The organism is Aequorivita sp. IT1183 (assembly GCF_058068265.1).
The window spans coordinates 302,482-317,574 of sequence record NZ_JBYRHS010000003.1 but is presented as its reverse complement, the minus strand read 5'-3'; the positions used below and the strand labels follow the sequence as shown (position 1 = coordinate 317,574).

12 protein-coding genes and 1 tRNA gene are annotated in these 15,093 nt (G+C 36.0%); 5 read left to right on the top strand and 8 right to left on the bottom strand.

Annotated features, from left to right (window positions below; genetic code table 11):
• The first annotated feature begins 10 nt into the window (after nucleotides 1-10).
• Nucleotides 11-1,426, top strand: a complete 1,416-nt coding sequence (locus tag AC3RVF_RS07000; protein WP_489689654.1) for a T9SS type A sorting domain-containing protein — start codon at nucleotides 11-13, stop codon at nucleotides 1,424-1,426.
• 205 nt (nucleotides 1,427-1,631) lie between these two features.
• Nucleotides 1,632-3,008, top strand: coding sequence for a T9SS type A sorting domain-containing protein (locus AC3RVF_RS06995; RefSeq protein WP_489693079.1), 1,377 nt, complete (start codon nucleotides 1,632-1,634; stop codon nucleotides 3,006-3,008).
• Between the two features lie 633 nt (nucleotides 3,009-3,641).
• Here AC3RVF_RS06995 and AC3RVF_RS06990 read toward each other — a convergent pair.
• Together AC3RVF_RS06990 and AC3RVF_RS06985 are read right to left on the bottom strand one after the other, a co-directional pair.
• The gene (locus AC3RVF_RS06990) at nucleotides 3,642-4,865 is read right to left on the bottom strand and encodes a site-specific integrase (protein WP_489693078.1); all 1,224 of its coding nucleotides are present in this window, start codon (nucleotides 4,863-4,865) and stop codon (nucleotides 3,642-3,644) included.
• A 250-nt stretch (nucleotides 4,866-5,115) separates the two neighbouring features.
• A tRNA-Ser gene (locus AC3RVF_RS06985) sits at nucleotides 5,116-5,200 on the bottom strand.
• Nucleotides 5,201-5,390: 190 nt separating this feature from the next.
• Here AC3RVF_RS06985 and AC3RVF_RS06980 point away from each other — a divergent pair.
• Together AC3RVF_RS06980 and AC3RVF_RS06975 are read left to right on the top strand one after the other, a co-directional pair.
• Nucleotides 5,391-6,029 carry an NAD(P)H-dependent oxidoreductase gene (locus tag AC3RVF_RS06980; protein WP_489689657.1) on the top strand — a complete coding sequence of 213 codons (639 nt, stop codon included), beginning with the start codon at nucleotides 5,391-5,393 and terminating at the stop codon, nucleotides 6,027-6,029.
• Between the two features lie 96 nt (nucleotides 6,030-6,125).
• Nucleotides 6,126-7,319 carry a DegT/DnrJ/EryC1/StrS family aminotransferase gene (locus AC3RVF_RS06975; RefSeq protein ID WP_489689658.1) on the top strand — a complete coding sequence of 398 codons (1,194 nt, stop codon included), beginning with the start codon at nucleotides 6,126-6,128 and terminating at the stop codon, nucleotides 7,317-7,319.
• On the opposite strand, the gene ribB is transcribed toward AC3RVF_RS06975, so the two are convergent.
• Nucleotides 7,316-8,464, bottom strand: coding sequence for a 3,4-dihydroxy-2-butanone-4-phosphate synthase (ribB, locus tag AC3RVF_RS06970; RefSeq protein WP_489689659.1), 1,149 nt, complete (start codon nucleotides 8,462-8,464; stop codon nucleotides 7,316-7,318). The genes AC3RVF_RS06975 and ribB overlap by 4 nt on opposite strands.
• Nucleotides 8,465-8,623: 159 nt before the next feature.
• Between ribB and AC3RVF_RS06965 the strand changes: the two genes are divergently transcribed.
• Nucleotides 8,624-8,998, top strand: coding sequence for a GxxExxY protein (locus AC3RVF_RS06965; protein WP_489689660.1), 375 nt, complete (start codon nucleotides 8,624-8,626; stop codon nucleotides 8,996-8,998).
• An 88-nt stretch (nucleotides 8,999-9,086) separates the two neighbouring features.
• Here AC3RVF_RS06965 and AC3RVF_RS06960 read toward each other — a convergent pair whose 3' ends face one another.
• The 5 genes from AC3RVF_RS06960 to tpx all read right to left on the bottom strand — a co-directional run bounded on the left by AC3RVF_RS06960 (nucleotide 9,087) and on the right by tpx (nucleotide 15,053).
• Complete coding sequence (locus AC3RVF_RS06960; RefSeq protein ID WP_489693077.1) at nucleotides 9,087-11,093, bottom strand: LptF/LptG family permease; 2,007 nt, start codon at nucleotides 11,091-11,093, stop codon at nucleotides 9,087-9,089.
• Between the two features lie 8 nt (nucleotides 11,094-11,101).
• Nucleotides 11,102-11,740, bottom strand: coding sequence for an outer membrane lipoprotein periplasmic chaperone LolA1 (gene lolA1, locus AC3RVF_RS06955; RefSeq protein ID WP_489693076.1), 639 nt, complete (start codon nucleotides 11,738-11,740; stop codon nucleotides 11,102-11,104).
• A gap of 1 nt (nucleotide 11,741) precedes the next feature.
• A complete protein-coding gene (locus AC3RVF_RS06950; RefSeq protein ID WP_489689663.1) occupies nucleotides 11,742-14,099 on the bottom strand; it encodes an FtsK/SpoIIIE family DNA translocase in 2,358 nt (785 codons plus the stop codon).
• A gap of 94 nt (nucleotides 14,100-14,193) precedes the next feature.
• Complete coding sequence (locus tag AC3RVF_RS06945) at nucleotides 14,194-14,553, bottom strand: diacylglycerol kinase family protein (RefSeq protein WP_489689664.1); 360 nt, start codon at nucleotides 14,551-14,553, stop codon at nucleotides 14,194-14,196.
• Nucleotides 14,553-15,053 carry a thiol peroxidase gene (gene tpx, locus AC3RVF_RS06940; protein WP_489689665.1) on the bottom strand — a complete coding sequence of 167 codons (501 nt, stop codon included), beginning with the start codon at nucleotides 15,051-15,053 and terminating at the stop codon, nucleotides 14,553-14,555. Before tpx ends, AC3RVF_RS06945 begins: the two co-directional genes overlap by 1 nt.
• Between the last annotated feature and the right edge of the window lie 40 nt (nucleotides 15,054-15,093).

Here is a 15,093-nt window from a genome sequence, read left to right as displayed (position 1 = left end):
AAATCAAGAAATGGCTCCTAATAGAAATAGAATAGGGGCCGTTTCTTTTATTACAAAAGACATGAAATATTTTTTATTGACCATAATGTGCTTATTTTATGTTGATGCATATAGTCAATTTGGTCCCCAACAAATAATTACTCAAGCTGCAGATGGCTCCAAATGGATTATTGCTACAGATATAGATGGCGATGGGTATAAAGATGTAGCTTCTGCAAATCAGTTTGGGAGTAACCTCACATGGTATAAAAATCTGGACGGGCACGGAACCTTTGGTCCTGAGAATATAATAGCAAGTTTAAACCAGACCTTTTTTATATCTGATGCAGATATTGATGGCGATGGTGATATGGACGTTATGGCCGTATCTTTTGCACAAGACAAGATAGTTTGGTATGAAAACTTGGACGGGCAGGGCAATTTCAGTGTCGAAAATATAATTTCCAATACTACCGACGGCGCATATTGTGTGGTTGCGGGCGATCTGGACGGTGATGGTGATATGGATGTAATCTCAGGTTCCGATTTTTCAGGGTTAGTATGGTATGAAAATTTGGATGGACAGGGGGATTTTTTTAAGCACCTTATTGATAATAATGTTTCGGGCACTCGTTCGATAGTAGTAATAGATGTGGATGGTGACAGTGACTTGGATATTGTGGGAAATAGTACTGCTCCTAATAAAACCTATTGGATTGAAAACGTGGATGGTCTCGGTACTTTTGGTGCGCCCAACTCTATATATGAGATGGGGCAATATGTAACCAAAGTTATTGCAGCAGATGTGGATGGTGATGGTGATACGGATGTGCTTACAGCATCTTCGGGAGATAATGAAGTAGCTTGGTTTGAAAACCTGGACGGCCTAGGCAACTTTGGCCCAAAAAATACGATAACCAATACCTTGGTTGATGCCTGGACGGTTTATGCAGCCGATTTAGACAACGATGGGGATATGGATGTATTGGCAACCAATGCCGAACCTTTTGGCGGAGAAATTGTCTGGTTTGAAAATCTGGATGGGCAAGGAAATTTCAGTGCAAAAAAAACAATCAGTACCCAAGTGCAATCGCCCCGCTCGGTAATAGCTGCAGATATAGACAACGATGGCGATATGGACGTGATTGCCTCTTCATTGGTTGACGACACAATAGCTTGGTATGAAAATTATACCATTTTGAGGGTTGAGGAGAACCAAATTGACACCATTAAAATCTATCCAAACCCTACTGAAGGTTTACTTTATATAGATTCTAAAACCGAAAGTATTATAGGCACTACCGTTTTTGATATATTGGGTAAAAAAGTTTTTCACGTAGATGGAAATATCCAGCAACTTGATATTTCAAACCTTCAAAACGGGATGTATTTCTTCAAAATAACAACCCATACTGGTTCTTTTGAGCAAAAAATTATAAAGGAATAAAATCCTTACTATTTCACCTGCGAAACCCGCAACGTATTCACCATTCCTTTATTATAGAACAATTGGAGCCTGGACTTTACAAAATTGAAAAAATTTATGAGGAAGGGAATACGGAGCAGGATATCATATTCAAGCAAGATTAATAAAACCAAGAAATGGCTTCTATTGAAATAGAATAGGAGCCGTTTCATTTATACCAAAGGCCATGAAATATATATTGTTGACCATAATGAATTTGTTTTGCGTTAATATCTATTGCCAATTTGGTTCGCAACAAATTATTTACGTGAATAATGGGCTGGTAACTAGTATTTTTACTGCTGATATTGATGGGGGTGGCGATATAGATGTAGTATCGGGTGCAAGAACAGGTACTTTTAATATTGCTTGGTTTGAAAATCTTGATGGCTTGGGAAATTTTGGAACAGAGAATATTGTTGAAAACAACCTTTTTGATGAAGTGTATTCAATATACTTAGCAGATTTAGACAATGACAATGACATGGATATCCTAATAACGGCATTTTCATCAGATAAAATATTTTGGTATGAAAATCTTGATGGGTTAGGGAATTTTAGCGATCAAAAAATTGTAAGCAATCAAGCGGATGGAGCATTTTCTGTTATTGCAGCAGATATTGATAACGATGGAGATATGGACGTACTATCAGCTTCCGAATTTTCAGGTTTGGAGTGGTACGAAAACCTTAATGGACAAGGAAATTTTAGTGGCGCAAAAGTTATAGATAATACTATTGGCACTCCACGTTCTATTGTAGCGGCGGATATAGACGGAGATGGCGATCTAGATGTTTTGGGCAATGGAACAGGATCTTTAAAAGCTAATTGGCTAGAGAATATGGATGGGCTAGGAAATTTTGGAACACGCCATGTAATCAATAATGCAGGAGGCTATTTAAATGAGATTTTTGAAGCTGATGTTGATGGAGATATGGATATGGATGTTTTTTCTGTATCACCTTTCGATAAAGAAGTTACCTGGTATGAAAACTTAAATGGCCTTGGCGATTTTGGCTCAAAAAACATTATAACCAATACTTTTGAAGAAGCTTCGACGCTGTATGTTATAGATTTGGATAATGATGGCGATAATGATGTGCTTGCAATGGGAGGAGGGATATTTGACGGCGAAATTGTATGGTTTGAAAACCTAGATGGGGCAGGGAGTTTTAGTGTAAAAAAGAGTATCAGTACGGAGATGCAATTTCCCCGTTCGGTTATCGCCGCAGACCTTGATAACGATGGGGATATGGATGGGATCTCAGCCTCGCAAAACGACCATAAAATAGCTTGGTACGAAAACATGACAATTATGGGATTTGAAGAAAACCTATTAAATAATCTGGAATTTTATCCAAATCCTACAAAGGGATTGATGTATATAAGCACAAAAACTGAAATTATTATTAGTTTAACTGTCTTTAATATTTTGGGTAAAAAAGTTCTTCAATTAGATGGAAATATCCAAAAATTGGATATTTCAACGCTTCAAAATGGTATGTATTTTTTAAATATAATAACTGAATTTGGAGATTTTGCACATAAAATTATTAAGAAATAAAATATTTCTGGACCGTCTTTTCAACATATTAAATTGGCTAAATATATATTTATAATTGCATGTGCTTATTTAAATCTTAAGAGAATAGCATAATTTGGACCGTAACGAATTATCTCTACGGAATCCCTATTGCACGCTTTTATAAGGCCTGTATATTTTTTATTGTAATTGAAATGAATACCACTGACGCGCTTTTGCCAAGCGTGACTATTGGTTTTCATTTGTATTTTCACCTATATAATTTTTATATAAACAATACGCTGTTTAGATGAATCTATGTGCTCTTCAAAATTATGAATGTATTGTTAAGGTTGGAAGCATGTATTGTTAAGGTTGGAAGCATGTATGGTTTATGTACCTTTTATGCTACTCGAGTGCTACGTTTATGCTAGTGTTTCCCTACTCAACCCCTAGTATCATACTACTTTCTTAAATTTTTAATTGTGATATTACGAGCGCAGCGTGGCAAATCGGAGATTCAACGTAGTTATTCTCTCGAAGCTGTAAACGAATGCGAAGTTTTTCACCGAATAAGAGCATCTAAATAAGGAAGCAATTGATAAAGGTCAGATGCAGTTGCTAAAATTGTTCAAAGCAGTCTTTTTTAAATATAGAATCCTCAACTATATCGAACTATTTGAAAGCATTAGACAGTTTATCCTTCAACATCAACATATCATCACTAACTTTTCTATCTAAAATTTTGGCATAATGTTGTGTTGTTTTGAGAGATTTGTGCCCTAACATTTTACTCACTGATTCAATCGGCACTCCGTTAGAAAGTGTGACGGTTGTTGCAAAAGTGTGACGTGCCAAGTGGAAGGTTAGATTTTTATTGATTTTACACAAATCTGCAATTTCCTTTAAATAAGCATTCATCTTTTGATTGCTTAATACTGGCAATAAGAGATGATTCTTTTGAATTTCTGAATCTTCTGCGTATTTTTCCAATATAGACGCAGCAGTCGGTAGAATTGGGATGTTACTTCGTGTATCTGTTTTAGAGCGATTTATTTTTATCCACTTTCCACCATCGATTCCAATAACCACATTATTTGAAGAGAGCTTTTTTACATCAGAGTAGGCTAATCCAGTAAAACAACAAAAAATAAAAATATCCTTAACCTGGTCTAATCTTTCAGTGTGAAGTTCCTTTTCTACCATTGCCTGAATTTCTTCCACAGTAAGAAACTCTCTATCAACTATTTTGAGTCTAGCTTTCCAACTGGTAAATGGATCTTTGGCTATCCAATCGTTAGCGTATGCAATGCGGATTATTTTTTTAAAATTAGTAATATATTTTATAGCTGTATTATGGGCGCAATTTCGGGTTGTTTTAAGATAATATTCGAAACCGGTTATAAACTTGTGATCAACGTCAGTAATAGGAATGTCCTTTACCTTATACACCTTTAAAATATAATCTTTAACATGCTTTCTTGCCGTTTTATAACGCTCTGCGGTACCAGCAGCAAAATCTTTACCAATTAAGTTATCTACTTTATCATTATGCTCTTGAAATATTTCTAACAGCATTCTGTGAGACTTATCCTTGCCGAGATAAAGAGTTTTTATTCTTTTTGCTGTGATCAAGTCTCCATTTTCAGTTAAATTTTCTTGAATCCTGTATATTCTACTCTGTATGGTGTTCATATACCTATTCAATTCCTGGGCTTCAGACGCCGTACCCTTAATTTTTCCTGCATCGGAATTCCATTTTTCTAATAATACTTTGCGTTTAATACTAAACTCACTTCGTTTCCCATTTACGGTAATTCGAGCGTAAATAGGGGCTTTACCGTATTTATTGACATCATTGCCCCTAGGATAAAATAGTATGGAAAAGCTGGATTGCATAGGTGCGTACTTTTTATTTACATTAAATGTACTAAAAAAGCTTATAACAAAAAAATGTTTAACATCTGCAAAGTGCTGTTTAATAGTACTTCACGGCTCATTCGGTGCGTAAAATAGAGTAGCAAAAACACGCACCGAATGACGCTCTTTTAAATTGATATTGAATACTATTTTTTGTTATTGAAGAAAATGAAAAAACCCGATAAACATAGTGTTTATCGGGTTTTAGTGAGATTTGATAATCTCTAAGCGGAGAAAGAGGGATTCGAACCCCCGGAGGTGTGACCCTCAACAGTTTTCAAGACTGCCGCATTCGACCACTCTGCCATTTCTCCAGTGGTATGCGTGCTCTAAGCATTTTGCTTAAGAGGTTGCAAATATAAAAAGCTTTTTTAAATATTCTAACTCTTTTTACAATTAAATTTTTATAAAATTATAAGTCATTAATAGAAGGTTGTTTACTTAAAAATAGGCATTCATACTTTTATCAGTATTTTTGTGATAAATACAAATTCAATCAAATAAATGTCTTCAAACACAATTGAAAAACTACAATGGCGATACGCCACTAAAAAGTTTGACGCGTCCAAAAACCTTTCAACAGAAAAGTTGAATATTTTAAAAGAAACATTCAATCTTACAGCTACCTCTTTTGGTCTGCAGCCTTTAAAACTGGTAGTTATAAGTAATACTACATTAAAGGAGCAGCTAATGCCGTTCACTTACAATCAACCGCAAGTGCGCGATGCTTCGCACGTTTTAATTTTGTGTATTGAAAAGAAAATCAATGAAAATTTTATTATAGATCATTTTAATAGGGTAGCGGGTACACGTAAAACGCCACGAAATGTTTTGGAACCTTTTGAAAAAAATCTAATCGCTTCTTTCACCGAAAAAGATGCTGCCGAAATTCGCGAGTGGATGATAAACCAGCTCTATTTAACTTTAGGAGCGCTTTTAACCGTTTGTGCGGTCGAAAAAATAGATGCGTGCCCAATGGAAGGTTTTCAACCAGAAAAATACGACGAGCTACTGGAGCTGGATAAAAAAGGACTGGAATCTATACTCGTATTACCGGTTGGTTATCGCGACGAATCAGACTACTTTAAAAGTCTGAAAAAAGTTCGCCGAGGTGTTGATGAACTTACTATTGAATTTAGTTGATATTTTTAGAATTTCAATTTTTATTCCATTACACAACTGCTACCTTTGGTGCACATCTATTATTCATTCTACATTAATCATTAAAAATTCAAAACAATGCCCGGATTTGAAATTTTCGGCGCCGAAGAGCGCAAGCAAGTAAACGACGTATTAGAATCTGGTGTTTTAATGCGCTATGGTTTCGACGGAATGCGCAATCACCATTGGAAAGCAAAGGAATTTGAAATCGCTTTTGCAAAGCGAATGGGTTCTGAATATTGTCAACTAGTTTCTAGCGGAACAGCGGCACTAACAGTTGCTTTGGCATCTGCTGGCATTGGCGCAGGCGATGAGGTTATTATGCCTACATTCACGTTTGTTGCAAGTTTTGAATCTATTTTGGCTTTGGGAGCTGTGCCTATTTTAGTGGATATTGATGATACATTAACCTTAGATCCAAAAGCTGTAGAAGCGGCAATTACGCCAAGGACCAAATGTATAATGCCTGTACATATGTGCGGCTCTATGGCAGATTTAGGTGCCTTGAAAGCAATTTGTGATAAACACGATTTGCTGCTTTTAGAAGATGCTTGTCAAGCAATTGGTGGTACTTATCAGGGAAAAGCTTTAGGAAGTTACGGCGATTTAGGGTGTTTCTCTTTCGACTATGTAAAAACAATTACTTGCGGTGAAGGTGGTGGCGTTATTACTAATAACGAAAAGTATGCATTGCATGCAGATCACTACCAAGACCATGGACACGATCATGTTGGCAAGGATCGCGGGGCAGAAACACATCCGTTTTTAGGGTATAATTTCAGAATTTCAGAATTGAATGCTGCAGTTGGAGTGGCGCAATTAGATAAATTAGACGGAATTTTAAAAACACAAAAGGAAAACTATACAATACTTCGCGAAGCTTTAGAAACCGTGGACGGCGTTACTTTTAGAAAAGTGCCAGAAGGGGGAGAAGAAAACTATTCATTTTTAAGTTTCTTTCTTCCAACGGAAGAATTAACCCAAAAAGCTCATAAAGCGTTAGCTGAAGCTGGTGTAGATGCCTGTTTTTATTGGTACACCAACAACTGGCATTATATAAATGGTTGGGAGCATTTACGAAACTTAAAATCGCTGGGTAACCTTTCTTCTGAAGTGAAAAGCCAAATGCAGGATTTAGACAATACCGATTTCTCAAAAAGCGATGCTGTAATGGGACGCACTATTTCGTTATTAATAAAAATTGGCTGGACCGGAAAGCAAGTACACGAAAGGGCAGAAGCAATGAAAAATGCTATTGCATCGGTGCTTTAGTAGCTTACGTATTCTTTAATTTCTAAACCATAACCAATCATTCCTACGCGTTTGGTTTGCTCACTATTAGAGATAAGCTTTATTTTATGAATTCCTAAATCGTGAAGAATTTGTGCTCCAATACCAAAATCTTTGCTGTCCATTTCAATACGCGATGCTTTGGCAATTTCGTTTGGTTTTTGGGCTTCTTTCAATTCTTTTAAGCGACTTAAAAGATTCAGAGATTGACTTTGTTGGTTTATGAAAACAATGGCGCCTTTTCCTTCGTTATTGATTACGTTAAACATGTCGTCTAACTTTTGTTCGGCGTTATTTGTAAGCGTTCCTAAAATATCGCCATTTACTAAGGTTGCATTAACGCGAACCAAAACTGATTCGTTTTCTTTCCAAGAACCTTTTGTTAGTGCAATATGAATTTGGTCGTTTGTAGTTTGTTTATAAGCACGAAGTCTGAAGTCTCCAAATTTTGTATTGATTTTGAAATCTTCCTTTTTTTCAATTAAAGAATCGTGCTCCATTCTATATTTCACCAAATCTTCAATAGAAATAATTTTTAAGTCGAATTTCTTCGCAACTTTCATCAATTGCGGCAAGCGTGCCATGGTTCCGTCTTCATTTAGAATTTCAACCAAAATTCCGGCAGGTTTAAGTCCAGCCAATCGAGCTAAGTCAATTGTAGCTTCGGTGTGGCCAGTTCTTCTTAAAACGCCACCTTCCTTTGCACGCAGCGGAAAAATATGTCCAGGTCTACCTAAATCATTCGCTTTTGTAGTATCATCAACCAATGCTTTAATGGTCTTTGAACGATCGTGAACCGAAATTCCCGTTGTACAGCCGTGACCAATTAAATCTACCGATACGGTAAATTGCGTATGGTGAAGCACAGTGTTGTTTTCAACCATCATATTCAGGTCAAGGTCGTTACAGCGATCTTCGGTTAATGGAGCGCAAATAAGGCCTCGGCCATGAGTAGCCATAAAATTAATCATCTCTGGCGTTACCATTTCAGCGGCGGCAATAAAGTCTCCTTCATTCTCCCTGTTTTCATCGTCAACGACAATAATTATCTTTCCATTGCTAATATCTTCAATGGCTTCTTCAATAGTGTTGAGTTGAACGGAATTTTCTTTTTCTGTGGAAATCATAGTTACAAATATGTGGTGCAAAGATATAAGAAACGTCCATAAATAGCCATTTCAAACGAGTATAGTTTGTCTATAATTAGAGTTATTAATTTTCACTAAATTTAAGATGAAGAATTAACCACAAAGTTCACAAAGTTTGAAGCACAAAGGACGCCAAGTATGGATGAAAATCAAATTTCTAAAAGTGTTATAGGTTTAGCTATAGATGTGCATAGAGCTCTAGGCCCAGGTTTGCTAGAAAGTGCGTATAAGGAATGTCTTTTCTACAAGCTTAAACAAGCTAATTTAATTGCTGTAAAAGAAAAACCAATGCCATTAGTGTATGAAAATGTTAAATTGGAAGTTGGCTATCGAATTGATATTTTAGTTGAAAACAAAGTTGTTATCGAAATTAAAAGTGTTGAAAGTTTGAACGATGTTCATATGGCGCAAATCTTAACTTATATGAAACTAGGAAATTATAAATTGGGATTATTAATTAATTTCAACGTTGCTTTACTGAAAAATGGACTAAAAAGAGTAATAAATTCTTAGTGCACTTTGCGTAAAATCTTTGTGACCTTTGCGGTTAAAACACTGCTTCCTTTTGGTATTTTGCTACAAATATTTATTAAAGAATAAATTAATTTATCATTTGTAATTCTTCTTTCATTTTCTTGATATAGGTAAAGTGAAGGAATACATAAATGATGGGACCAAGTAACATGAATGCCATCCATAGTCCAGTATCTTGTTCTTTGCCTACAACTTTATAGAACTTTGAACTACTTAAAAGTGCCTTCACAACTAAAATATAAAAAACAATCAGCGAAATGAGTTGACCGATTTGAAAGATATTTTTAAGTGTCTCGGATATAGTAAAATCAATATTATTAAAGATAATCATTCCTAAAAGACAAATAATAGAAACAAAGTATGCAATTAATCCTTTTATTGAAAGATTTGTTGAGGATTTATAATATTGAAAAGCGTCAGAATATTTTTTATTCTCGAATTCACCACTCATTTTAAGCTCTAATTCAGAATATCCTTTTAAATTTAATTGTTGTAATGCAGCATTTCTTACTTCTTCCGAATAACCATATTGACGATAATTTTTAACGACATCCTTAAGTTGTGTCTCATTTCTAGACAATACGAAGGCTTTTTCTTGTTGTGTAAGTAAAATAGCTATTTCACCATCTACAATAGCGGCATCTGTAGTTTTTTTCCCGAAAAGCTTTAAAATACGCTGTAAAAAAGTATCAAAATCGAAAATACCTTGGTCTGTTGTGGCGCGATAAGTGAGCCAAATGCTTAGCGGAAGCATAATAGCGGTGCTTAGCCAAGTTGCAATAAAGGGATGCATCGTGCCATCTTCAGCGCTGTTTTTGGCGAATATGCCAATAAAATGATAGGTTAAAAAAAGTAAGATAGCGATAACCATTGGTAAGCCCATTCCGCCTTTGCGGATAATGGCTCCGAGTGGGGCTCCTACAAAAAACAGTATAATACAGGCAACGCCAAGTGAATATTTTTCGTGGAGCGCAATCTCGGTTTTGTTCAATCTTTTGGTTTTATTTTTGAATTCTTCCTTTTTGGCATCTACCGTTTGTAGCGTTCCTTTGGCGTTATTTAATGCAAGTTTTATAATCTGCATTTGTTGCGCGGGCTTATAAATATCAATAATAGAAGCAATGGCAGGAGCCTTTACTGAATCACTGATTTTATTTTCTTTGAATTTTTCTACACCACTGCGGTAGTACATATTTTTAGTGTAGCTCTTAATATCTGTTGTATAACTTTCTGAAAGTGAATCGATTTCAACGTGCAATTCGCTAATATTATACATGTTCTGATTGTTAAGATCGTTTTCCTTATCTACGTCTTTATTATTCAGTTCTGTAAGGTCAATATTGATGGAGTATTCGTCAAAATAGCTCTTTGCGAAAGGATTTCCTTTTTGTTTACCAGGATTTTTAGACTGAATTTCTTCGTAATAATTACCTTCTTTCAAAATTAAAGAAAGTGTATTACTGCCTTCTTCGCTGGCAAGTTCGCCGTTATTCGCAATTATAACAGTGAAATTTCCATTGGGTTTATCTTTATTCTTTTTATGAATAACCACATCTTTCAAAAACTGGTCACGATCGCCACTTTTCTCTTCAACCTTTATATTGAACATATCTCCAATTTGGCTGAATTGCCCTTCGGAAATAACCATGGAAGGCTGAAACTGCGAAATATTTCGTCGCAAGTTCTGCCATTTGTATTCGGAATAGGGGATAACGTTGTTTGCAAAGAAGAAAGCTGTAATAGACAATACGATAATGAAACCGATTACGCTTCCCATAGCACGCTGCAGCGAGATTCCAGTAGATTTCATTGCGGCAAACTCATACTTCTCTGCAAAGCTTCCGAAAACCATTAATGAAGTAACCAAAATGGTGAGTGGCAGTACTAACGGAATCAATCTAGGGGAGACGTACCAAAGAAATTTTAGCACAATCCAAATATCCAGATCTTTTCCGGAAAGTTCAGAAATGTAGAGCCAAATTGTCTGAAGGACAAATATGAACATTAAAATAATGAAGACGCTTAAAAACGTCTTCAAATAACTTACTAATATGTACCTGTCCAGTATTTTCACTTACGCGATTATAGCTTATTTATGTAGTAACCGTCTTTTTTATATTTAGCCTCGTCAAAAGTAAACAAGGTTTTAGAAACAGGTTGATTTGTTTTAAAAGAATTTACGGTAAGTGTGTATTTAGTGCCTTTGGCATCAGTCTGGATAAGTTTGTAAATGTGTTTTGTTTGCACATCAATACCTAACAGAATATCTTTTATCTCTGCTTTTGAGTCGATGGGCATAAGCTTTACATACTGTATTTTTCTTCCCTTCACGTTTTGCTCGATGTCCATTTTGTATGTGTAACCTTTTTCATAAAAAGTCAACATTTTTGAAGGTGTAATATCTTTATCGTCCTTCGGATTATACGCTGAAATTGTTACTTCCTCATCTTCGGGAACAATCGTGTAGATGTTTGTTCCGTCAAAAATGCGGGTAGTGCCAAGCATATTCAAAACATATTTATCGCCCTGCAGCGTAACATCGCCGCGGGTTTCCTGGTTTACGTTTTCTTTGGTATTGTTTAAATTGTATTTAAAATCGATAGAAATGTTCTCGTAGCTTTTTACTTTTGCAGAGACTTCTTTCAGTAATGTTTTTGCATCCTGTGCCTGTGAAATCGTGGTAATAAAAAGAGCGATTAAAATTATACTTAGTTTCTTCATTTTAATTATCATTAAGTTCGTTATCTAATAGTTGATGTAACGCGTCAATTGTTGGAACTAAAACTTGCCGTGCCTTGCTTCCCTCAAAAGGGCCAACAATTCCAGCCGCTTCCATTTGGTCAATTATTCTACCTGCCCGGTTATACCCCAATTTCAGTTTTCGCTGTAATAATGAAGCAGAACCTTGCTGTGCAATTACCAATACTTCTGCGGCGTCACGGAACAGTTTATCGCGTTCCGATATGTCAATATCAAGATTTGTGCCACCTTCTTCACCTACATATTCTGGCAATAAATAAGCATCTGGATATGCTTTTTGCGAACCAATAAACTCTGTAATATCTGCCACTTCTGGAGTGTCCACAAATGCACATTGAATTCGTGTTAATTCGTTCCCTTGTGTATAAAGCATGTCTCCTCGACCAATAAGTTGATCGGCTCCAGAATTATCCAAAATAGTTCGTGAATCAATTTTACTTGTTACCCTAAACGCAATTCTCGCTGGGAAGTTTGCTTTTATAATACCAGTAATAACATTTACCGAAGGTCGCTGCGTTGCAATTATTAAATGGATACCAATTGCTCGTGCTAGCTGTGCCAAACGTGCTATTGGCGTTTCCACTTCTTTGCCGGCAGTCATTATCAAATCTGCAAATTCATCAATAACAAGAACGATATACGGTAAAAATCGGTGGCCTTCGTTGGGGTTTAGTTTTCGGTTTTTAAACTTGGTGTTGTATTCTTTTATATTTCGAACCATTGCATCTTTCAGCAGATCGTAACGCGCATCCATTTCAATACAAAGTGAATTCAAGGTATTGATAACCTTTGTAACATCCGTAATTATTGCTTCTTCGGTATCGGGCAATTTTGCCAAATAATGACGCTCAATTTTGTTGAAAAGCGTAAGTTCCACCTTCTTTGGGTCTACCAAAACAAATTTTACTTCGGCAGGGTGCTTCTTATATAAAAGTGAAGTAAGTACGGCATTTAAACCAACCGACTTTCCTTGTCCTGTGGCACCAGCCATTAACATGTGAGGCATTTTTGCAAGATCGACCACAAAAGTTTCGTTGCTAATGGTTTTTCCAAATGCGATTGGAAGTTCCATTTCAGCATTTTGAAATTTAGCCGAAGCAATTACCGAACGCATTGAAACAATCTTCGCATTCTTGTTCGGCACTTCAATACCAATGGTACCGCGACCAGGAATTGGCGCTATAATTCGAATTCCTAAAGCAGATAGCGAAAGCGCAATATCATCTTCAAGATTTTTTATTTTTGAAATTCGGATACCGGCGTCGGGCACAATTTCATAAAGTGTAACCGTGGGGCCAACCGTAGCTTTAATATTGGCTATACCGATTTTATAATTGTTGAGCGTTTCAACAATTCGGTTTTTATTTTCCTCTAACTCCTCTTGGTCTATGGTTATTGCGGCACCAACGGTGTGGTCCCGAAGTAATTCTATGCTTGGGAATTTATAGTTACTCAGATCCAGTTTTGGATCGAATTCGCCAAAATCTTTCACCAACTTGTCGCTTAAATTCTCAATTTCTTCCTCCTCAACAGTCTGTTCAACTTCCATTGCTACATCACCTTCCACATCAGATTTCAATATTATTTTTTCAACTACAGGTGGTTTGGGTGTAACTTTTTCTTGGATGGAGTGCTTAGATAAATCGTCTTCGCTTTCTATAACTACTTTCTTTTCAGAGATACTTTCATTAACTGTATCTGTCTTTTCATTGGTAGTAAATTCAGAAGCTATTTGTTCTTTCGTACTTCTAAAAGCGCCAATTGCCATTTCTGGGGTTAACTTGAGTCTTACAACTAAATAAACAATTAGAATGAAAACCATAATCAGCATTGTGCCAATCAATCCTAAATAGTCCTGCATAAAATCGTTGCTTTCGAAGCCGATAATACCACTAAAGAGGGTTGCCGATCCACCGAAGAAGCCTAAGAAAATTGATGTCCAAAGCATTAATAACATTCCCCAAAACCAATATTTTAGTAATTGTTTCTTGGCATAATCGAAGAAATAATAAATCCCGGTTAGTGTAACAAGAAATGCGAGAATAAAGGCAGCAATCCCGAAACCGTCGTAAATGAAGAAATGTGCTGTGTTGGCGCCAAATTTATTGAGCCAATTTTGAGTAGGTAATTTGCGTTCTGCTAAATTTCCAATTTCACTTTGGTCCGCTTGCCAAGTAAAAAAGTAGGAAACAAAAGAAAATAGAAGCGCCAGCCCTAATAAAAACAAAAAGCTACCTAAAAGAATTTTTTGTTGTTTGGTTAGTGTAAAGCTTAATTTTTTGCGCGGTTTTTTGGTGGTTGTTTTTTTCTTTTTGGCCATTAACGGAACGGTTGTCTTTTCAGCAAAAATACAAATATCAATGAGGAAATTTTCAAATTACAAAAAACAAATTCTAAATAAAATTTTAACACGTTTAGAATTTAGGAAAATAGATGATGCAGCCTATAATTATGGCTGTAATTGCTGCGAAGAAAACTGCCCCAGCAGCTACATCTTTTATAAATCCTATCTTGTTATGAAAATCTGGATGTACAAAATCGGCTATTTCTTCTGCGGCAGTATTTACGCCTTCAATACTCAAAACGAGCCCAATTGCCAAAATTTGAAACATCCATTCGGTTGTGGAAATTTCAAAGTAAAATCCAGCAAAAATCATAATAATAGCAATCACAGCTTGAACCTGGATACTTGCCTCGTGCCGAAGTAAAAGAAAAGCGCCTTTGAAAGCATATCGAAATGCTTTAAGTCGCTTTCCTAAAAAAGTATTCCACATTATAAAAGTGGTTTTAATGCCGATAAATAATCTGGCTCTTCTCCAATTTCGGGTACTTGTTGACTATGAATTACTTTTCCGTTTTCATCCAATACTACAACCGCACGCGAGTGAAGACCGCTCAATGCGCCTGTACTCATCTCAATACCATAATTTTTTCCGAAGTTGCCATCGCGAAAATCTGAAAGGTTGGTAACGTTATTTATTTCTTCATCACTCACAAATCGTTGTTGTGCAAAAGGTAAATCTTTTGAAATGCAGAGCACTTTTGTATTCTTGAGGCCCGTTGCCTTCTCGTTAAATTTACGTACCGATGTGGCGCAAACACCTGTATCAATACTCGGGAAAATGTTCATTATTACGCGGGAGCCTTTGTAATCTGATAATTTTTTTGAACTTAAGTCTTGTGAAATTAATTCGAAATCGGGCGCAGAATCGCCTATTTTTGGAAGTGTTCCTACTGTTTCAATATTATTTCCACCGAGTTTTATAGTTGCCATTATTTGTAGTTTTTAAATGAAGCCTAAAGATACGTATATT

Coding starts and splice junctions, on each gene's coding strand:
- AC3RVF_RS06950 (WP_489689663.1), bottom strand. CDS start 14,099: ATGGCCAAAAAGAAAAAAACAACCACCAAAAAACCGCGCAAAAAATTA.
- tpx (WP_489689665.1), bottom strand. CDS start 15,053: ATGGCAACTATAAAACTCGGTGGAAATAATATTGAAACAGTAGGAACA.
- AC3RVF_RS06975 (WP_489689658.1), top strand. CDS start 6,126: ATGCCCGGATTTGAAATTTTCGGCGCCGAAGAGCGCAAGCAAGTAAAC.
- AC3RVF_RS06965 (WP_489689660.1), top strand. CDS start 8,624: ATGGATGAAAATCAAATTTCTAAAAGTGTTATAGGTTTAGCTATAGAT.
- AC3RVF_RS06945 (WP_489689664.1), bottom strand. CDS start 14,553: ATGTGGAATACTTTTTTAGGAAAGCGACTTAAAGCATTTCGATATGCT.
- AC3RVF_RS07000 (WP_489689654.1), top strand. CDS start 11: ATGGCTCCTAATAGAAATAGAATAGGGGCCGTTTCTTTTATTACAAAA.
- lolA1 (WP_489693076.1), bottom strand. CDS start 11,740: ATGAAGAAACTAAGTATAATTTTAATCGCTCTTTTTATTACCACGATT.
- AC3RVF_RS06995 (WP_489693079.1), top strand. CDS start 1,632: ATGAAATATATATTGTTGACCATAATGAATTTGTTTTGCGTTAATATC.
- AC3RVF_RS06980 (WP_489689657.1), top strand. CDS start 5,391: ATGTCTTCAAACACAATTGAAAAACTACAATGGCGATACGCCACTAAA.
- AC3RVF_RS06990 (WP_489693078.1), bottom strand. CDS start 4,865: ATGCAATCCAGCTTTTCCATACTATTTTATCCTAGGGGCAATGATGTC.
- ribB (WP_489689659.1), bottom strand. CDS start 8,464: ATGATTTCCACAGAAAAAGAAAATTCCGTTCAACTCAACACTATTGAA.